Origin of the sequence: Cobetia sp. 4B (genome assembly GCF_018831605.1) — a bacterium.
Lineage (GTDB): Bacteria > Pseudomonadota > Gammaproteobacteria > Pseudomonadales > Halomonadaceae > Cobetia > Cobetia amphilecti.
Genome location: NZ_CP059843.1, coordinates 4,010,238 through 4,028,167, shown reverse-complemented (window position 1 = coordinate 4,028,167; position 17,930 = coordinate 4,010,238). Strand labels below are relative to the sequence as shown.

At 64.5% G+C, this 17,930-nt stretch carries 16 protein-coding genes, 3 tRNA genes and 1 pseudogene; 4 read left to right on the top strand and 16 right to left on the bottom strand.

Annotated elements, in window-relative coordinates; genetic code table 11:
* Positions 1-95: 95 nt before the first annotated feature.
* Complete coding sequence (locus H2O77_RS16490; RefSeq protein WP_043336555.1) at positions 96-1,064, bottom strand: NAD(P)H-quinone oxidoreductase; 969 nt, start codon at positions 1,062-1,064, stop codon at positions 96-98.
* A gap of 212 nt (positions 1,065-1,276) precedes the next feature.
* Here H2O77_RS16490 and H2O77_RS16485 point away from each other — a divergent pair, with 212 nt between their 5' ends.
* A complete protein-coding gene (locus H2O77_RS16485; protein ID WP_215823564.1) occupies positions 1,277-3,058 on the top strand; it encodes a lysophospholipid acyltransferase family protein in 1,782 nt (593 codons plus the stop codon).
* Between the two features lie 117 nt (positions 3,059-3,175).
* On the opposite strand, the gene H2O77_RS16480 is transcribed toward H2O77_RS16485, so the two are convergent.
* Positions 3,176-3,718 carry a TIGR00730 family Rossman fold protein gene (locus tag H2O77_RS16480; protein WP_043336551.1) on the bottom strand — a complete coding sequence of 181 codons (543 nt, stop codon included), beginning with the start codon at positions 3,716-3,718 and terminating at the stop codon, positions 3,176-3,178.
* Between the two features lie 317 nt (positions 3,719-4,035).
* On the opposite strand from H2O77_RS16480, the gene H2O77_RS16475 reads away from it, so the two are divergent.
* Positions 4,036-5,376 carry a sodium-dependent transporter gene (locus H2O77_RS16475; RefSeq protein ID WP_215823563.1) on the top strand — a complete coding sequence of 447 codons (1,341 nt, stop codon included), beginning with the start codon at positions 4,036-4,038 and terminating at the stop codon, positions 5,374-5,376.
* A 97-nt stretch (positions 5,377-5,473) separates the two neighbouring features.
* Here the strand turns inward: H2O77_RS16475 and H2O77_RS16470 are convergent, their stop codons facing one another.
* From H2O77_RS16470 to H2O77_RS16430, 9 genes and pseudogenes are all read right to left on the bottom strand, one after another.
* A complete protein-coding gene (locus H2O77_RS16470; protein WP_215823562.1) occupies positions 5,474-6,001 on the bottom strand; it encodes a DUF501 domain-containing protein in 528 nt (175 codons plus the stop codon).
* A complete protein-coding gene (locus tag H2O77_RS16465) occupies positions 5,979-6,308 on the bottom strand; it encodes a hypothetical protein (protein WP_043336543.1) in 330 nt (109 codons plus the stop codon). The genes H2O77_RS16470 and H2O77_RS16465 overlap by 23 nt, the downstream gene beginning before the upstream one ends.
* Before the next feature lie 119 nt (positions 6,309-6,427).
* Positions 6,428-6,907, bottom strand: coding sequence for an aminoacyl-tRNA deacylase (locus H2O77_RS16460; protein WP_054557284.1), 480 nt, complete (start codon positions 6,905-6,907; stop codon positions 6,428-6,430).
* Between the two features lie 86 nt (positions 6,908-6,993).
* Positions 6,994-7,392 (bottom strand): annotated as a pseudogene (locus H2O77_RS16455) (thioesterase family protein); the annotation flags it as partial.
* Between the two features lie 47 nt (positions 7,393-7,439).
* Entirely contained in the window at positions 7,440-8,261 is an 822-nt protein-coding gene (locus tag H2O77_RS16450) for a hypothetical protein (protein WP_043336537.1), read from the bottom strand.
* A complete protein-coding gene (locus H2O77_RS16445) occupies positions 8,258-9,280 on the bottom strand; it encodes a zinc-binding dehydrogenase (protein ID WP_215823561.1) in 1,023 nt (340 codons plus the stop codon). Before H2O77_RS16445 ends, H2O77_RS16450 begins: the two co-directional genes overlap by 4 nt.
* Before the next feature lie 216 nt (positions 9,281-9,496).
* Positions 9,497-11,038: an alanine/glycine:cation symporter family protein gene (locus tag H2O77_RS16440; RefSeq protein WP_054557282.1), complete on the bottom strand. Its 1,542-nt coding sequence runs from the start codon at positions 11,036-11,038 to the stop codon at positions 9,497-9,499.
* A gap of 80 nt (positions 11,039-11,118) precedes the next feature.
* Positions 11,119-11,556: a universal stress protein gene (locus H2O77_RS16435; RefSeq protein ID WP_043336528.1), complete on the bottom strand. Its 438-nt coding sequence runs from the start codon at positions 11,554-11,556 to the stop codon at positions 11,119-11,121.
* A 601-nt stretch (positions 11,557-12,157) separates the two neighbouring features.
* On the bottom strand, positions 12,158-12,583 hold the full coding sequence (locus H2O77_RS16430; RefSeq protein ID WP_213114765.1) for a hypothetical protein: 426 nt from the start codon (positions 12,581-12,583) through the stop codon (positions 12,158-12,160).
* Between the two features lie 120 nt (positions 12,584-12,703).
* On the opposite strand from H2O77_RS16430, the gene H2O77_RS16425 reads away from it, so the two are divergent.
* Entirely contained in the window at positions 12,704-13,858 is a 1,155-nt protein-coding gene (locus H2O77_RS16425; RefSeq protein WP_043336521.1) for a PatB family C-S lyase, read from the top strand.
* Positions 13,859-14,598: 740 nt separating this feature from the next.
* Here H2O77_RS16425 and H2O77_RS16420 read toward each other — a convergent pair.
* The 5 genes from H2O77_RS16420 to H2O77_RS16400 all read right to left on the bottom strand — a co-directional run bounded on the left by H2O77_RS16420 (position 14,599) and on the right by H2O77_RS16400 (position 16,674).
* Complete coding sequence (locus tag H2O77_RS16420) at positions 14,599-15,564, bottom strand: tetratricopeptide repeat protein (RefSeq protein WP_043336518.1); 966 nt, start codon at positions 15,562-15,564, stop codon at positions 14,599-14,601.
* 134 nt (positions 15,565-15,698) lie between these two features.
* A complete protein-coding gene (locus H2O77_RS16415; RefSeq protein WP_215823560.1) occupies positions 15,699-16,178 on the bottom strand; it encodes an EVE domain-containing protein in 480 nt (159 codons plus the stop codon).
* A gap of 169 nt (positions 16,179-16,347) precedes the next feature.
* Positions 16,348-16,424: transfer RNA gene (locus tag H2O77_RS16410), tRNA-Met, on the bottom strand.
* Positions 16,425-16,467: 43 nt separating this feature from the next.
* Positions 16,468-16,544, bottom strand: a tRNA-Met gene (locus H2O77_RS16405).
* Between the two features lie 53 nt (positions 16,545-16,597).
* Positions 16,598-16,674: transfer RNA gene (locus tag H2O77_RS16400), tRNA-Met, on the bottom strand.
* 370 nt (positions 16,675-17,044) lie between these two features.
* Here H2O77_RS16400 and phbB point away from each other — a divergent pair.
* Positions 17,045-17,791: an acetoacetyl-CoA reductase gene (phbB, locus tag H2O77_RS16395; RefSeq protein ID WP_215823559.1), complete on the top strand. Its 747-nt coding sequence runs from the start codon at positions 17,045-17,047 to the stop codon at positions 17,789-17,791.
* The last annotated feature ends 139 nt before the right edge of the window (positions 17,792-17,930 follow it).

Here is a 17,930-nt window from a genome sequence, read left to right as displayed (position 1 = left end):
CAATAAAGCCAAAAAAGCGGCAGCCCACTGGGCTGCCGCTTTTTCATGCTGTCGCTTTTTTCATGCTGTTGATGTCTTCAGCGTCATGATGAGGCTCAGGCGCCCGTCACCGCCAGCAACACCTTGCCGGTGCTGGCGTTGTCCTGCACATAGGCATGCGCGGCATCGGCTTCCTGGATCGGCCAGCTCTTGTCGATATGCGGGCGCAGCTCACCCCGCGCCAGGCGTGGCCACACATGCACGTAGAGCGCATCCAGCACCATGCCCTTGCCATCGGGGGAGCGCGAACGCAGGGTCGAGCCGATCAGGCGCTGGCGCTTCATCAGCATGCGACCCAGATCCAGCTCATCCATGCGCCCGCCCATCAGGCCGATCAATACCATGCGACCATCCTGCTTCAGCACCTGCTGATTGTCGGCCAGATAGCCGCCGCCCACCGGGTCGAGAATCATGTCGGCGCCGCCCCAGTCGTTCACGGCCTCCACGAAGCTGCCATCGTGGCGATTCCAGCCGGCATCCGCGCCGAGGCGCAGGCAGGTCTCCAGCTTCTCCTGGCTACCGACGGTCACGAAGCACGGATGCCCGAACAGCCCGCACAGCTGGATGGCGGTGGTACCGATGCCGCTGGCACCGGCGTGCAGCAGCACGCGCTCCTTGTGCTTGAGATTGCCCTCGATGAACAGGTTCAGCCAGGCGGTGGCGAACATCTCCGGCAGGGCGGCGGCGTCTCGCAGGCTATAGCCCTCCGGCACCGGCAGCACCTGCAGGGCGTTGACGACCACCTCCTCGGCATAGCCGCCACCGGACAGCAGCGCACAGACCGGATCACCGACCTTGAAGCGCTCGACGTGGCGGCCAACTTCACGAATGGTGCCACTGACCTCCAGTCCCAGGATCTGACTGGCACCTTCGGGTGGCGGATATTGGCCGGCACGCTGCATCAGGTCGGCGCGGTTGACGCCGGCCCAGGCCACCTCGATACGCACCTCGTCCGAGGCGATCCCGTGCGGGGCCTCGGTTTCCTGCCAGACCAGTGATTCATTCTCGACGGCTATCGCAAACATTCGCTCTCTCCTTGGCGTGGCAGTCGCGCTGCCTGTTCGTACGCGGATGATCTCCGTGCCGGGGCGCATCGGCCGCGGATCACGTGGGCGACTGTCATCTCACTGTACGGGGACTGTGACGCATCTGTCATGAAGTGGCGCGAACCTGACGTGATATCAAGCCCCATGATCCAGACATCGCGTTCCGCACTCCGTGCGGCCAAGGAGAGAGCATGATCGATACTGCCCGCGTCATCGCTGCCAAGTATCCTGCCTTTGCCAAACGTCACCCGCTGATCCGGCGGCCAGCTCTGGCCATGCTGCGGCGCCTGGTGCATGAGGGCGAGATCAATGCCTTCCTCGGCGAGAACTCGGACCAGCGCGGTTTCGACTTCATTGACCGCGTGCTCGATCACTTCTCCTTCGGCTACTCGGTGTCCTCGCGGGAGCGCGAGAACATTCCGGCCTACGGGCGTGTCGTCATCGTCGCCAACCATCCGCTGGGGTCACTGGATGGCCTCGCGCTGCTCAAGCTGGTCGGCGAAGTGCGCCGCGACGTCAAGATCGTCGCCAACGACATCCTGATGAAGGTCGAGCCGCTGGCACCCTTGCTGCTGCCGCTGGACAACCTCAGTCGCCGTGGCTATCGCAAGAGCAGTGGTCAGATCTGCGATGCGCTGATGAATGAAGAGGCCGTGATCATCTTCCCGGCCGGCGAGGTCTCGCGTGCAGGCCCGACCGGGCCACGCGATGGCAAGTGGCTGTCGGGTTTCCTGCATTTCGCGCGCAAGACCAATGCGCCGGTGCTGCCTATCCACGTCAGCGGGCGCAACTCGACGCTCTTCTATGCGCTGTCGTCGATCAACCGCAGCTTCGGCACGCCCCTGCTGGCCCATGAGATGTTTCGCCAGCGCGAGCGTCAGCTCAAGCTGCGCATCGGCGAGCTGATTCCGCTGGAGCGCCTCGACAGTGATGCCCTCAATACCAACGCCAAGACGCGCCTGCTGCGCAAGCACCTGTATCGCATCGGGCGCGGCAAGCGTGGCCTGTTCGTGACCGAGAAGGCCATCGGCCATCCCGAGGAGCGCCAGGCGCTGCGTGAGGAACTGACGCCCTGTGAACTGCTGGGCGAGACCCGCGACGGCAAGAAGATCTATCTGTTCGATGCCTTCCCCGGCTCCAGCGTGATGCGCGAGATCGGTCGTCTGCGCGAGATCAGTTTCCGGCGGGTCGGCGAGGGCACCGGTGAGCGGCGCGATATCGATCGCTATGACGCCCACTACCGGCATCTGGTGTTGTGGGATGACGCCGATCTCGAGATCGCCGGTGCCTATCGCATCGGTGAGGTACGCAAGATCATGGCGGCACATGGCGAGAAGGGGCTCTACAGCCCGACCCTGTTCCGCTTCACGCCCGAGATGTTCGAGCGCATGCAGGGCGGCCTGGAGCTGGGGCGCAGCTTCGTGCAGCCGCGTTACTGGGGGCGGCGCAGCCTCGATTACCTGTGGCAGGGGCTGGGCGCCTATCTGCGCTGTCATCCCGAGATTCGCTGGCTGTTCGGCCCGGTCACGCTCTCCAACAGCTATCCGGAGGCCGCCAGGGCACTGATCGTCAGCTACTACCGTCACTATTACGGGGATGATGAGGGGCTGGCGCGCGCGCGGGCACCGGTCGCCCAGAGCGTGCCGGGCAGCGCCGCCCATGAAGCGGAGCGCCTGTTTGATGGTCAGGACGCCGATGGCGATTTCCGCCGCCTGCGTGCCCAGCTGGATGCGATGGGCGTGACGGTGCCGACGCTCTACAAGCAGTACGCCGAGGTCACCGAGCCCGGTGGCACCCGCTTCCTCGATTTCAGTGTCGACGCCGATTTCGGTTACTGCATCGACGGCCTGGTGATGGTCGATGTCGAGCAGGTCACCGCCAGCAAGCGGGCGCGCTATATCGGAAAACCCGTTCAGCAGCAGGCCGCCTCGGACGACGCCGTTGAGGTTGTTAGCGAGACGGTGCTGAGCTGAGGCGCACTGCTGAAAGAGCACGCTGAGCTGAGACGGCCGCTCGCAGAGCCACTCCCCATGGCGCCGGCATCATGCGCTTGATGGGGAGTGACGCGCCAGCCTGTCAGGTCTCAGGTCTCAGGTCTCGGGCGCCAGACGCTTCAGCAGGGGCGCGATCTCGCGCTCGCTGATCAGACGCGCGCGAGTGTCCGCATCGAGGAAGCCCGCCTCGACGGTGCGGTCCAGGAACTCGAGCAGGGGCGCGAAGAAGCCGTCACTGTCGAGGACGGCGATCGGCTTGGCGTGAAAGCGCAGATACTGCCAGGTCCAGGTCTCGAACAATTCCTCCAGGGTGCCAATCCCGCCGGGCAGGGTCACGAAGGCATCCGCCAGCGCGGCCATCTGCGCCTTGCGCTCGTGCATGTCCGCCACCTCGATCAAGCGCGTCAGACCGGTATGCGCCTTCTCGTTGCGTACCAGTGCCTGGGGGATCACGCCGATCACCTCACCGCCCGCTGCCAGCGCGGCATCTGCCAACGCCCCCATCAGCCCGGCGCGCGCGCCTCCGTAGACCAGTCCCCAGCCGCGCTCGGCGATGGCCGTGCCCAGGGCTTCGGCCAGTTGGCGGTGCTGTGGGGAGACGCCCTCGCGGGAGCCCAGATAGACACAGATGCGATGCATGTTGCTCTCCTGAATGTTTCTCGGCGGCGCTCACTGCTGGCTGCCGTGCCTTGATGTCATGTCCTGCCTATCCTACGCGAGTTGTGCGGCGACGCTATGACGCCGGTGAGGAACTCGGCATTGCCCCGTGGCCAACGCGGGCGCGTGCTGACTTTCGGCGTTGTCGCCTGCATTCGCGGGCCTGCTCTGCTACCCTTGCCGCCCCCGCAGGCGACGGCTGGCGGGCGCTGGCGCCCCGTGAGCTTGCATCGGGATGCGCCCCAACTCATCGCGACGTCGTCTTCGACGGACGCGGAACAACAAGGCAGGAGAGGCAGATGGCGCAGGTGCGCGGACGCTTTGCCAGTCGGCTGGGCTTCTTGATGGCCGCCGCTGGTTCGGCAGTAGGACTTGGCAACGTCTGGGGCTTTCCGTCCCAGACGGCCAACAACGGAGGCGGGGCCTTCGTGGTGATGTATCTGGTGCTGGCCTTCCTGCTGGCATGGCCGGCCTTGATGGCCGAGCTGGTCATCGGCCGCCATGGTCAGGCCAACATCGTCACCAGCATGAGTCTCGGTCGAGGCATCACCAAGCGTTTCGGCGCGTTGGCGGGCTGGGCGGGCATGCTGACCGCCAGTCTGATTCTGGCCTTCTATGCCATCGTCGCGGGCTGGCTGCTGGGCTATACCGCCGCGCCGGTCAGCGAGGCGCTGGGCATGAGCTCCGCCGCCAGCTGGCTGACCACCTTCGACTTCACGCGCAATGTCTCGCTGACGGCGGTCTTCCTCGCGTTGACGATGGCGATCGTGGTCGGTGGTGTGCGCGGCGGGATCGAGAAGTGGTCCACGCGTCTGATGCCGCTGTTGCTGATGCTGCTGGTCGGGCTGATCGGCTACGTGCTGACCCTGCCGGGCGCCGATGAAGGCCTGAGTGTCTATCTGACGCCGCAGTGGGGCCGCATCTTCGATGCCGACCTGATGCTGAGCGCGATGGGCCAGGCGTTCTTCTCGCTGTCTCTCGGCGTGGGCGCGATGCTGATCTACGGCTCCTATCTGGGGCCGGAGCAGAATCTGCCGCGTCTGGGCGTGCTGGTGACGCTGATCGATGTCGGCATCGCCTTCCTCGCCGGCCTGCTGGTGATTCCGGCCATGTATGCCGCGCGTCATCTGGGCGTCGAGATCTTCGATGCCGATGGCCTGCTCAAGAGCTCGGACACCCTGCTGTTCGACACGCTGCCGGCGCTGTTCGGCCAGATGGGCGGCGCAGGTGACGTCTTGATGGTGGCGTTCTTCGCGCTGATGAGCGTGGCGGGCATCACCTCTTCCATCTCGATGCTGGAAGTGCCGGTATCCTTCGTGGTCGAGCGTGGCTGGCTGGGTCGGCGTGCCGCCACCCTGGCCGTCGGCGCCGCCATCATGGCCATCAGCCTGACCATCGCCGCCAACTTCGGGGCACTGTTCGGCCTGGTGATCATGTTGACCACCCAGTACAGCCAGCCGCTGGTCGCGCTGGTGATGTGCCTGCTGGTCGGCTGGGCGATGTCGCGCCATGCGCTGCTCAAGGAGATCCAGAGCGGGGCGCCGGACATCGAGTCCAGCCTGTTCTGGAAGATCTGGCCGTGGTACGTGCGCCTGATCTGCCCGCTGTGCATCGCGCTGGTCTTCGCGCACTCGCTGTAGGCCTGACGCTCGTCCCGACGCAAGAAGCCCGCCAATTGGCGGGCTTCTTCGTCTTCTGCCTTCAAGCAGAAGGCGTCGGGTCGATCGTCGCCAGAGCTCAGGGCAGCTCGGACAGCACGTCGTAATGGGCATCGACCCAGTGACCGATGGCGTTGCCCTCAGCGTAGGCGAGATGCTGGGCGTACTGGGTGTGCAGGCAGCGCACCTGATTCCAGTCACGGATGCCGCCGACGCCACGTTCACGCATCAGGTCGGCGAAGCCCTGGGACTCGATGGCGTTGCGCTCGGCCTCGCTCATGAAGCTCCAGCGTTCGGCGACATAGGCCTCATGGCTGGCACGGTAGCGCGCCAGCAGTTCCTCGTCGGTCTTGAGGCGTTCTTCCAGCCCCTTGATGACGCCTTCGGCCTCGATGCGTGACAGCGAGATCTTGAGGCGTTCATCGCACAGCCAGTAGAGGGTCGGGAAGGGCTTGCCGTCCACCAGCGAATGCATGCGCAGCACCAGCGGAGTGCCCTCGCCATCGGTGGCGGCCACGGCCTGGATGCCGCGCGGCTTGCGCCCGAGCTGGCGCTCGATGATCTCGAGCTCCCGCGCGTCGGGACTATGATTGGTCAGGATCACCATGCTTGCGGTCAGGCTCCAGCACACACTTGTTGGACCGGGATACGGCCCGGAAGAAAGCCTGGTTGAGCTGCTGGGGGCTCGGCACATAGCCATGCCACTCACGCTCGCAGTAGTCACTGCCGCGCGCCATCAGCTCCGGGGCCAGACGATTGAACCAGCCATCATAATCGTAGGGGTCAAGGCCCGGCAAGCTGATGTGCGGGTAGTCGGCGAAGCGCTCACTGAACCAGTGCTCCAGCGCCGCCTCGACCTGCGCATGCAGCTCGGTCATGTCCGGGTAGATCCACTTGCTGTAGCGAATGCCCATCGGGCCTCCTCGCTGACGCGGTGCTATGGCGGGTGCTCGTCATGGAGAGCCGTCATGGAGAGTCCATCATGCAGGGGCTGCCATGAAGTGCCTGTGCTGGAATGCCTGGCCCGTGGTCATCAGTCGTCACGGGCCAGCGGGGCGAACTGGCCATTGCCCAGCTCACACAGTAACGCGGGGGCGAGCGCTATCTCCAGTCCACGGCGGCCGCCGCTGATGAAGATTTCCGCCTGTGTCGCGGCGCTGTCATCGACCCACAGTGGCAGGCGCTTCTTCTGACCCAGCGGACTGATGCCGCCGACCACATAGCCGGTGGCACGTTCGGCGGCCTCATGCGCGGCCAGCGCCGCCTTGCGTGCCCCGCAGGCGCGTGCCAGTGCTTTGAGGTCGAGCGTACCGCTGACCGGCACCACGGCGACCACCAGCGGCTGACGTGCATTGCCGCCTTCCAGCTGGCAGACGAGGGTCTTGAAGACCTGGGCGGGATCAAGCCCCAGCGTGCGGGCGGCCTCTTCCCCGTAGGCGGGAGCCCGCGGGTCGTGGGCATATTCGAGTGTGCGGTGCGGCTTGCCCTTGAGCAGCTTGAGCGCGGGTGTCATGCCGGCACGCTCCCCTCGGAGGTGGCGCTGTGCGTCCCGAGTGCCCGGGCGGCCTCGCGCAGGGCCGGGACATCCAGTTCGGCGCTGTCGGTGTGCTCGTGCACATGGCTGACCAGGGTCGCGCGCAGCTCGCCCTCGATGGGCAGCGACTGCTTGGCATGATGATCGAACTGCACCAGCACGCAGTGGCCACGCGCGCCGCAGACGCCGCTTTGCCACGCTTCCTGGGTCACGGTGAAGGAGCTGCCGCCGAGACGCGACAGCCAGGTGCGAATCTCCACCGGCTGGCCATATTGCAGCTCGGCGAGGAAGTCGACCTCGATGCGCGCCATGATCAGCGGCCACTTGCGCGGGTCGAGGTCCGGCACGAAGACGCGGAACAGGTCATTGCGCGCCCACTCGAACCAGGCCGGCAGGCGCGTGTTGTTGACGTGCCCGAGGGCATCGGTGTCGTAGAAGGCCGGTTCCAGCGTCTTGAAGTACATGTCATCGCTCCTGGGCATCCATGCGGCATTTCAGCCTATCAGGAAGCTCAGGCGCTGGCTGTACGTCGTGAGGCTAGTCGACGTTGCAACGGCGTGAACACGCCCAGCCACGCCGTCGCCACGATGAAACCGAGCAGGGTGCCCAGGCCGACCCCCATGCCGGGGTAGCTGAGCGAGACCACCAGCGCATAGCACAATAGCGAGCCAAGGCCGGCCGGGTAGTGCTTGATGACGGTCGCGACGGCCACTGGCCCCTGGGTGAGATGCAGAATCACCAGCAGCGGGTACATGGTGACCGGGAAGGCCGCCACCAGGCCTGCCCACGAGGGCGGCAGCAGATGGGCCAGCGCGGTGATGCCGAACACGATGCCGGCGGCCAGTCCGGCGCGCGCCAGCAGCGAGACCCAGGAGAAGGGCGACTTGCGCGCCGTGCTCTCCGGTACGCCGCGATAGAGGCGCATGCACAGCACGATGGCGATCAGCGTCACGATCACGCCGCTGACGCGCGTGAACTCGAACTGCGCCAGCACCAGACTGGCGAGCAGCCAACCCAGCAGGCCGCCCAGGGTGCCGTTGATGACGCCGCGCAGCCCTTGTGCGCGCCCGCATAGCCAGTAGCCGACCCCCAGCGCCAGCGTCGAGGAGAAGCCGGCCAGAGTGTAGACGGCGCTCTGGCCGGCGAACTCGGGGGAGATCTCCACGCCGATGAAGCCCAGCGTGATGGCCGTGCCGAGCGGGTAGCCGGACAGCAGCCCGGCCATGCGCGTCGAGAGGCGCTCCGCGATCAATGACAGCCCGATCACCACCGCCACCGAGATCAGCAGCTTGAGCAGTTGCAGGCCCAGCTCACCCTGAAGCGCTGCGCTCATTGGGCGGCGTCCCAGAACTGACGACGCACCAGCGAGATCTTGCCCACTGCCTTGCCGGAGGCCTGATGACGATGGGCCTCGGCGACCTCGCTGAAGTCGAACTGGCGCTCATCGAGGCGCACCTTGAACTCGCCTTCCTCGACCAGTTCCACCAGCTTGCCCAGCGCCTGGCGCTGCTGCTCATGCCCGATGCCCGCGGTCAGCGGCAGCAGGATCGACAGCACTTCCAGACTGCGGCTGCCGGCGTGCAGCGGTGAGAGATCCACCGTGGTGCGCGCATTGATGGTCACGATGCGTCCGCCCAGCTTGCTGGCGGCGAAGCTGGCGGCCAGGTTGTCGCCGCCGACGCAATCGAAGACCAGATCGAAGCCCTCGCCACCCGTCAGCCGGGCCACGTAATCGGCCACGGCTTCCTCGCGGTAGCGAATGACGTGGTCCGCGCCGCAGTCACGTGCCGCCCGGGCCTTGTCATCGCTGGACACCGTGGTGGCGACTTCCGCGCCGATGCAACGGGCGATCTGCAATGCCACATGGCCGACGCCACCGGCGCCGCCGTGGATCAGCACGCGTTGTCCCGCTTCCAGCCGGCCACGCTCCACCAGTGCCTGCCAGGCGGTGATGAACACTGCCGGCAACGCGGCGGCTTCCATGAAGCTCAGGCGGCGCGGCTTGCGGGTGATCAGGCGCTCATCGGCGAGCATGTAATCCGCCAGCGCGCCCGGATGAGCGGCGACACCGCCGGCAAAGCCGAGCACCTCGTCGCCGGGCGAGAAGGCCAGCACGTCATCGCCGACGGCATCGATCACACCGGCCACGTCGCCGTGCAGCACGCAGGGTGCTGGCGGCAGGAGAGGCACCTGGCCGCTGGCCAGCTTGAGATCCAGTGGATTGACGCTGGAGGCAGCGACGCGAATGCGCACCTGGCCGGGGCCGGGAGTGGGCAGCGGGCATTCGGTCGCCACGAAGTCGGCATCCGGGCCGGGGTTGCGCAGCACCATGGCATGCATGGAAGCGAGCATGAGACGTCCTCGTTGATACGGGTTCCGGCCAGTGTGGCCAGTGAGCGCCACACCCTACCCATTGCGCTGCGTTGCGGCAATCCGACTTGGGTGGTTTCAGCCGTCCAATGCACGGAATTGCATGATCGACAACGAAAAAGCCCCTGCCGATGGGCAGGGGCCTTGGGTCATGCGGCGGCTGACAGCTGTGTCAGGCCCGCCTGGGCGTGATGGAGATCACGCGTTCTGGCGCTTGGCCTCCTTGTCGACCGGTGCGATCTCGCCGGACTTCAGCTTGGCCATGTACTGGGCCAGCTCACGCTTCACGACCGGCATCAGGTAGTAGAGGCCGATGATGTTGGCGATGGACATGGCGAAGATCATGGCGTCGGAGAAGTCGATGACCGGACCGAGGCTCATGGAGGAACCGATGACCACGAAGGCGAGGAAGATCAACTTGTAGACGATCTCGGAGCCCTTGCTCTCACCGAACAGGTAGGTCCAGGCCTTCAAGCCGTAGTAGGACCAGGACAGCATGGTGGAGAAGGCGAACATCAGCACCGCCAGGGCCAGCACATACGGGAACCACGGGAAGGCGGTCTCGAAGGCGTAGGAGGTCAGCTGGACGCCGCCGAGGCCTTCAACCTGATAGGCACCGGTGATGACGATGACCAGCGCTGTCATGGTGCAGATGACGACGGTATCGATGAACGGTTCGAGCAGGGCGACGATCCCTTCGGTCGCCGGCTGGGAAGTCTTGACGGCAGAGTGGGCGATGGCCGCGGAGCCGATACCGGCTTCATTGGAGAAGGCAGCACGCTTGAAGCCCTGGATCAGCACGCCGACGATACCGCCGCCGACCGCGACCGGTGCGAAGGCACCTTCGATGATGGCGCCGAAGGCGGCCGGAATCGCACTGAAGTTGAAGCCGAGGATGATGAGTGCCGCGATCACGTAGATGACAGCCATCATCGGCACCAGCTTCTCGGTGACACGTGCGATGGACTTGATGCCGCCGATGATGACCATGCCGACGATGGCGGCCATCACGAGACCGAACAGCCAGCCGTAGCCGACCAGGAAGCTGGCATCACCGCCGGTGACGTTGACGGCCTGCTGATAGGACTGGTTGGCCTGGAACATGTTGCCGCCGCCGATGGAGCCGCCGATGGCACAGATGGCAAAGAAGATCGCCAGAATCTTGCCCAGACCCGCCTTGCCGTTTTCCGCGAAGCCCTTGGACAGGTAGTACATCGGGCCGCCGGAGATGGAGCCATCCGCATTGACGTTGCGGTACTTAACGCCAAGCGTACATTCACAGAACTTGGAGGCCATGCCGAGCAGACCGGCCAGAATCATCCAGAAGGTCGCGCCCGGGCCGCCCAGCGATACGGCGACCGCGACGCCGGCGATGTTGCCAAGGCCAACCGTGCCGGACAGCGCCGTGGCCAGTGCCTGGAAGTGGGATACCTCGCCTTCATCCTTCGGGTCGGTGTAGTCGCCCTTGACCAGACGGATGGCATGGCCGAACAGGCGGAACTGCACGAAGCCGAAATAGAGCGTGAAGATGACGGCCGCGATGATCAGCCAGCCGACGATCAGCGGGAACTGGGTGCCGGCCACCGGCACGGAATAGAAGATGGTCGAGACGATCGGGTTGACGATCGGTCCGACGATGTCACTGATGGCCTGGTCCATGCCTTCGGCACGGGCAGAGCTTGCGGCCATGAGGGCTGCCATCGCGGCAGCCCAGGGGGCCAGGGAGCGGAATCGACTCATGAGAGGTAACCTCGAAAAGCGAATTGTCGTTATTGTCTGGTGCGAATCTCTGCAGGCGGCGGGTGTGGGAGGCGCCTGTCTCAGGGAACGATGGTGACGGGCACCGAGGCCTCTTGAATCAGGTGGGCGGTCACGCTGCCGAAGATGCGTGAGCGCACGCTTTCCCCCTTGCGGCCGACGATGATCTGCTCGGCATTCACTTCACGCGCCAGCAGGCTGAGGATCTCGGCGGCATCGCCGTGGCGGACACGCCCCTCGACCTGATAGCCCTCCTTTTCCAGCTCGCTGATGGCAGGTGCCAGCACACGCTCGCGGGCCAGCTTGATCTCGTTCTCACGGCGGCTGGCACGCTGGGCGTTCTCCTCCGGCGTGTTGAAGCTGTAGGGCGACCATTCGACCACGTAGCAGAGAATGATCCTGGTTTCCGCGCCCACCAGAGAGGCGACGCGCTTGGCATAGGCAATGGCACTGTCGCCGCCCGGGGTTCCATCCAGTCCGACAATCAGGGAGGTGGTCATGGAGCTTCTCCTGAAGCTTGCTGGTCGTCGTGTCGCGCCAGCGGATTCTTGTTGAATTACCGTTTCGTTGCGGTTGAAAGAACTTTACTCCTCGCTCACACAAGAAATCCCTTCGGGTGTAACGCTTCACAAAACGATGATTAAACGAAATGGCGTCAGTTACGCGTTGACGAGGCTCAGGTTTCCGCTACGCCATTAGCCGGTGGTGACGATATTCGCTGAGAAAACTGCTACCCATGGCTGTCAACAATGCCGAGAGCGGGGCGAGCTGTCCTTTAGGGCGTCAGCAGGGTCACCATCAGAATCGCCATCAGTGGCAGGGGGGAGCGGGAGTGAAGAGGATGTGACCAGGGAGTTTCGCAGGGGCAAGGAGTAAGAGCCGCAAGGAGAGGGAGCCGCAAGGAAAAGGAGCCGCAAGGAGAGTGCGGGCAGAGATAGAGCGCAGCGGACAGGGACGGGCGGGAGCGGACAAGGAAATAGAGCAGGCAAGAGAGGGTAAGCAGGGGAGGGAAAGCAGGGGAGGGCGGTGAGGAAGGAGAGCAGAGCAGAGAAACGCAGCGCTGCTCACCAACAGCGCTGCGAGTGTTCAAAATCGACGCGGCTAGATCAGCCGCTGGTGCGTCAGGTCTTGCCAGGCGGCTTCGATGGGCCAGGCCAGCGGCTGACGCAGGTGTTCCGGCAGCGCCATCAGGGCGGCCGTGGGACTGTCGTGTTCGCGCATGCGTAACCAGCAATAGGCCCAGGCGCAGGCATCATCCGGGCTCTGCGGCACCGGGCGTGCCGGCATCTGCATCAACAGGAACAGCGCTGCCTTGGGTGCCCACAGCGGCGCACCGCCCTCGGCGGCCCACTGCTCCAGCGTCTCGCCATCGGGATTGCTGGCGGGCTGGCCAAGACTTGCGACGCGCGCGGTATCGGCCAGCAGCACGGCGAGGCGCTCACTGTCGCCGCGGCCATGGGTCAGCCAGGCACGCAACAGACCAGGCAGCCCGCGCTGGGCCTGTGGGTAAAAGGTGTCTTCAGACATGCACAAAGCCTTATGCTGTAGTTGGTCCACAGGTATTCTTCTCGCCGCCCGAGGGCGGCGTGAGTCGAGAGCACTGCTCGCGTTGCCTGCCAAATTTGCCCGCCACAGGGAGACTCCATCTTGCCATTCGATTTCATCACCCCGCTCGATCGACGCCAGTATCCTTCCCAGAAGTGGGATCGCTACGCCTCGGACGTCATGCCCCTCTGGATCGCCGACATGGACTTCAGCGCCCCGCCCGCCGTGACGCGAGCGCTGGCCGAGCGAGTGGCGCACCCGGTCTACGGCTATGCCAAGCCGTCGGAGGGCCTCGATGATAGCCTGTGTGACTGGAGTCGCGAGCATTATGGCTGGGAGGTGCCGCGTGACGCCATCGTCTGGCTGCCGGGCGTGGTGCCGGCCTTGCACCTGGCCAGTCTGGCATTGACCTCTCCCGGCGCGGGTGTGGTCACGACGACCCCGATCTACCCGCCCTTCCTCAAGGTGGCCCAGAAGACCGGGCGACTGGCGCAGATGGCGCCGCTGGCAGAGCCCGAGACGCAAGGCGGCCCCTGGCGTCTGGACCTGGAGGCGCTGGAAGCGGCCATCACGCCCGAGACCGAGCTGCTGCTATGGTGCCACCCGCACAATCCTACCGGCCGCGTCTGGCGCGAGGAAGAGCTCGAGGCGCTGGCGGAGCTGGTCGAGCGTCACGATCTGCTGGTGGTCTCCGATGAGCTGCATGCTGATCTGGTGGTGGACCCGACGGCCCGCCATATTCCGCTGGCCAGCCTGAGCGAGCGACTGGCGGCGCGCTGCGTGACCCTGTGGGCGCCCTCCAAGACCTTCAACACCGCCGGGCTGACATTCGCCTGCGCGGTGATCACCGATCCCAAGCTGCGTGCACGCTTCACCGGCGCCGCCAATGGCTTGATGCCCGATACCAATGTGCTGGGCATGGCCGCGACCGAAGCGGCGTGGCGCGAGGGTGAGCCGTGGCGTCAGGAGTTGCTGAGCGTGCTGCGTGACAACCTCGATCTGCTGGAAAGCCATGTGGCACGCTGGGACGGCGTCAGCATGTCGCGCCCGCAGGCCACCTATCTGGCCTGGCTGGATATGCGCAAGGCAGGGCTCGGGGAGTCTCCGCAGCAGACCCTGCTCGAGGAATGCGATGTCGCGCTGTCGGATGGCGCAGACTTCGGCTGGCCGGGCTTCGTGCGCTTGAACTACGGCACCACGCGCGTGCAGCTGGAGAAGGCGCTGCAGCAGATGGATGAGCGCCTGCAGAAAGGCTGAGGTTGGCGAAGGGGTCGCGGGGGCGAGCGAAGCGGCCGAGAAGGGGAGTCGACAGCACCGGAGTTGATCTGGGTCAGCCTGCGGCGTTTCGTTGGCAGCTATCGCTCATCGCAAACTTGAATTGAGAATCATTATCGTCAACTCTGAAGCCAGGCCGCTCATCGGGAGGGGCTTGTCATCAGGAGATGCGACGATGAGACATGAGGTGGCAGAGACGCCGCGACAGGGGCGGCCAGCAAGCAGGGATGCAGGCGTGACGGCCTGTCGTGAATGGTGTTGTCAGGGCGGGAGCCTGCGGCTGGCGCGTTCATCGCCGCCATCTTCCCGCTGCCGTGCTCCCGCGGCGTCATCTGCCACCCCGTCTGCGCCAGACGCCGTGAAGTCTGCGGGCCAGGAACTAGAGGTGGACTTTCCGCCCAGCGTGCGCGAATCGCGTGCCCGCCCCTCGCTTCTCAAGGGCTGGAGCCGTCGTTAGCCCTTGAGTCGGCGCGACGGCAGGCCCTCAATGACAAGGCCCCGCTTCCTTTACCGGAGGCGGGGCCTTGTCGTCTGCGTGGCGTGATCAGCTCATCAGTACGGTCAGCTCATCAGTACGGTCAGCACACCAGTACGATCAGCACACTAGTACGATCAGCACGCCAGTACGATCAGTACATCAGCACGATCAGTACATCAGCACGCCAGTACGATCAGTACATCAGCACGATCAGTACATCAGCACGATCAGTACATCAGCACGATCAGTACATCAGAGCGAACAGTTGGCGACGGAAGCGCACGGTCAGCTCATGGGTCGCGCCGAGGGCGTCGAAGACACGCAGCAGCGTCTTGCGTGCCAGATCATCGCCGTACTGGCGATCGGTCTTCACCAGGCTGATCAGGGCATCCAGCGCCAGCTCGTAGTGGCCATCCGCCAGATCACGCATGGCGCGCTGGTAGCGGGCTTCGCTGTCGTCCCGCTCGATCATCGCCTGCACCTCTTCGGGAGACGGTGCCTCGGCGATGAAGTCGATGCGCGCACGTACGCCACGCGCCTGGGCGCCGTCACGGTCTTCCGGCTTGAGGGAGTCCAGCAGCTGGCGGGCCTCTTCACCATTGCCCTCGGCGACCAGCACCGAGGCGAGGTGGATGCGATATTCCGGCGTCTCGGGGGATTCCTGCGCCAGCTGTTGATACAGCGCCTTGGCGGTGACGAGGTCGCCGCTTTCCAGTGCAGTGGCCGCCTGCTCCGCGAGGCTGGGACCTGCTCCTGCCGCCGGCTGGACCTTGTGCTGCTCGAGGAACTGGCGAATCTCGGCCTCCGGACGTGCGCCGGTGAAGTTGCCTGCCAGACCGCCCTGGATGACCAGCTTGACGTCCGGCACCGAGCGCACGCCCAGCTGAGCGGCGATGTCCTGCTGTTCCTCGGCGTTCAGCTTGGCCAGGATGAAGCCGCCCGCATATTCACGTGCCAGCTTCTCGAGGATCGGCGTCAGGACGAGGCAGTGCTCGCTCTGCGGCGACCAGCAATCCAGCAGTACCGGCACTTGCTGTGAGGCTTCCAGCACCTGCTGAAGATTGCTCATGTCCACATCGATGATGTAGGTGTTGGCGTCTTCTGCCTGGCGCGGTGCACTGGCGGCACCGCCGCCGACCACCCCTTGTGGCTGGGCGGCGGTGGTGTCATTGCCGGTCAGTGGCTGGCCGGTATTGGGATCGATGATCATGGTGCATGCCCCGAAATTCTGTCTGCGATTCAAGGCTCGCGGGCGAGCCGGTTGGCCTGATGATGCGGCCCGTCGCAGTGGAGTTCAAGGCGCTGCCGGACACTTCCTCGCGCGATCGCCTCGGGCACGTCGGTTCACGGCAGCAGGGTGTCGCCGGCCAGGCTGGCGATGCAGGCGGCTTCGCTCTCGCTGAGCGGCATCACGGACAGGCGTGCGCGGCGCACCAGGTGGCTGTCCGCCAGCTCGGGCCGGGTCTTCAGGCGCGCGATGGGCAGGGTGGTGCGCAGCGAGCGAAGGTAGCTCAGACGCGGGGCGACCCAGCGCGGAGGCTTGTCGGCATCGATGTCCGCCACCTGACGTGGGTCGAAGCCCTTGTGCTCAGGATCACTGGCCGTCGGGTCGGGCAGGGCGAGTTCGCTGACGACGGCCAGTCCGACCACCGCAGGCACCTTGCAGCTGGAGTGCTGGATGAGCACGACATCACCGAGCTGCATCTCGCGCAGGAAGTTGCGCGCCTGATAATTGCGCACGCCATCCCAGAGCGCCGGTGATTCGCGGCGCAGGTCATCCAGCGAGAAGGCATCGGGTTCGGTCTTGACCAGCCAGTGGCGCATGCAGGCACTCCCTTGGGACTGACGTGATGAGTGTGAAGGGCCAAGTGTGAAGAGGCCCAGTGTGGATAGGGGTAGCCAGGCTCGTGAACCGGCTTCCTCGCCATCATCGCACAGCAATTTCACGCATACGAAAAAGGCCTGATGCATGGCATCAGGCCTTTCGAATTCTTGGTAGCGGGGACCGGATTTGAACCGATGACCTTCGGGTTATGAGCCCGACGAGCTACCAGACTGCTCCACCCCGCAACACTGGGTACTGCCTTTGCTCCAACTCTGACGCATCAGAGGTTGGTAGCGGGAACCGGATTTGAACCGATGACCTTCGGGTTATGAGCCCGACGAGCTACCAGACTGCTCCATCCCGCAACATCACGTTGGTGTCTGACCGGCAATTACCTTGATAGGCAACGACTTGTCAGTGGTAGCGGGGACCGGATTTGAACCGATGACCTTCGGGTTATGAGCCCGACGAGCTACCAGACTGCTCCACCCCGCATCAACGTGGGGCGTAGTATAAGGATATACAGTGCTGCGTCAACCGTTATCCCGTAATTGACGCAAACTTCTCGTGTCCGGTGAGTCGTCACCAACCCGTCTGCGCCTCTTGAGCGATTATCGGCATCTTGTGTGAGAGATCTGCTACATACATTCCCGCTGCATCCTGTCCATACTGAGGGTGACGCGCCTCGCGCAGGCGGATGGCAGGCGTCACAGAGTGCACGATTGTCATCAGGCTGTTAGAGACGCGGGTCATTGTTGTCGTTGCAGGCATTCTCGTTTTCTCAGGGCGGGGGTGTCCGCAGATTCGCCAAGCTGTGCCCAAGCCAAGGACACAGGACGTTCCAGGATTAGGGAGACACAATAAGATGACACAAACAGCACCCGTCGCATGGGTTACCGGTGGTACCGGTGGCATTGGTTCCGCTATCTGCCGCGAGCTGGCGAACCAGGGGTATCAGGTAATTGCGGGTTACAGGAACAAGGAAAAGGCAGAGGGGTGGCTGTCGGAACAGCGCGCTGCCGGGTTCGAGAACATCGCACTGTCCGGCATCGAGCTGGACAACTTCGAAGCCTGTCAGGCAGGCGTCAACGAAATCCGCGATCGCTTCGGTCCGATCGCGGTTCTGGTCAACTGCGCCGGCATCACGCGTGATACCTCCATGCGCAAGATGAGCTATGAGCAGTGGCGCGAAGTCATCAACTGCAACCTCGACAGCGTCTTCAACACCTGCCGTGCCGTCATCAATGACATGCTGGAGCACAAGTACGGCCGCATCGTGAACATCTCCTCCATCAATGGCCGCAAGGGCCAGTTCGGGCAGGTCAACTACTCGGCCGCCAAGGCGGGCATGCATGGTCTGACCATGGCGCTGGCGCAGGAAACCGCGACCAAGGGCATTACCGTCAACACCCTGTCGCCGGGCTACATCGCCACCGACATGATCATGAAGATCCCCGAAGAGATCCGTGAATCGATCCGCGAGACCATCCCGGTCAAGCGTTATGGTCAGCCGGACGAGATCGCACGTGCGGTCGCCTTCCTGGCCGACGAGAAATCCGGCTTCATCACCGGTGCCAACCTGGATATCAATGGCGGCCAGTTCATGGGCTGATGCTCTGCGCTAGCGCTAGCCAGAGCAGGGTTGGCACCCGGCCCCGCCTGGCAAGAGAATGAAAAAGCCCCCGTCTCTCTCGAGACGGGGGCTTTTCGTTGCCATGATTTCAATCTTGCGAGCGCGTCGTCACCAGCTC

Bases quoted from the DNA above. Each gene is read 5' to 3' on its own strand.
- H2O77_RS16435 (WP_043336528.1), bottom strand. From the start codon at position 11,556: ATGACCACCTCCCTGATTGTCGGACTGGATGGAACCCCGGGCGGCGAC.
- H2O77_RS16490 (WP_043336555.1), bottom strand. From the start codon at position 1,064: ATGTTTGCGATAGCCGTCGAGAATGAATCACTGGTCTGGCAGGAAACC.
- H2O77_RS16465 (WP_043336543.1), bottom strand. From the start codon at position 6,308: ATGGGCATTCGCTACAGCAAGTGGATCTACCCGGACATGACCGAGCTG.
- phbB (WP_215823559.1), top strand. From the start codon at position 17,045: ATGACACAAACAGCACCCGTCGCATGGGTTACCGGTGGTACCGGTGGC.
- H2O77_RS16430 (WP_213114765.1), bottom strand. From the start codon at position 12,583: ATGTCTGAAGACACCTTTTACCCACAGGCCCAGCGCGGGCTGCCTGGT.
- H2O77_RS16450 (WP_043336537.1), bottom strand. From the start codon at position 8,261: ATGAGCGCAGCGCTTCAGGGTGAGCTGGGCCTGCAACTGCTCAAGCTG.
- H2O77_RS16420 (WP_043336518.1), bottom strand. From the start codon at position 15,564: ATGATCATCGATCCCAATACCGGCCAGCCACTGACCGGCAATGACACC.
- H2O77_RS16460 (WP_054557284.1), bottom strand. From the start codon at position 6,907: ATGACACCCGCGCTCAAGCTGCTCAAGGGCAAGCCGCACCGCACACTC.
- H2O77_RS16475 (WP_215823563.1), top strand. From the start codon at position 4,036: ATGGCGCAGGTGCGCGGACGCTTTGCCAGTCGGCTGGGCTTCTTGATG.
- H2O77_RS16485 (WP_215823564.1), top strand. From the start codon at position 1,277: ATGATCGATACTGCCCGCGTCATCGCTGCCAAGTATCCTGCCTTTGCC.
- H2O77_RS16470 (WP_215823562.1), bottom strand. From the start codon at position 6,001: ATGGTGATCCTGACCAATCATAGTCCCGACGCGCGGGAGCTCGAGATC.
- H2O77_RS16415 (WP_215823560.1), bottom strand. From the start codon at position 16,178: ATGCGCCACTGGCTGGTCAAGACCGAACCCGATGCCTTCTCGCTGGAT.
- H2O77_RS16440 (WP_054557282.1), bottom strand. From the start codon at position 11,038: ATGAGTCGATTCCGCTCCCTGGCCCCCTGGGCTGCCGCGATGGCAGCC.
- H2O77_RS16480 (WP_043336551.1), bottom strand. From the start codon at position 3,718: ATGCATCGCATCTGTGTCTATCTGGGCTCCCGCGAGGGCGTCTCCCCA.
- H2O77_RS16445 (WP_215823561.1), bottom strand. From the start codon at position 9,280: ATGCTCGCTTCCATGCATGCCATGGTGCTGCGCAACCCCGGCCCGGAT.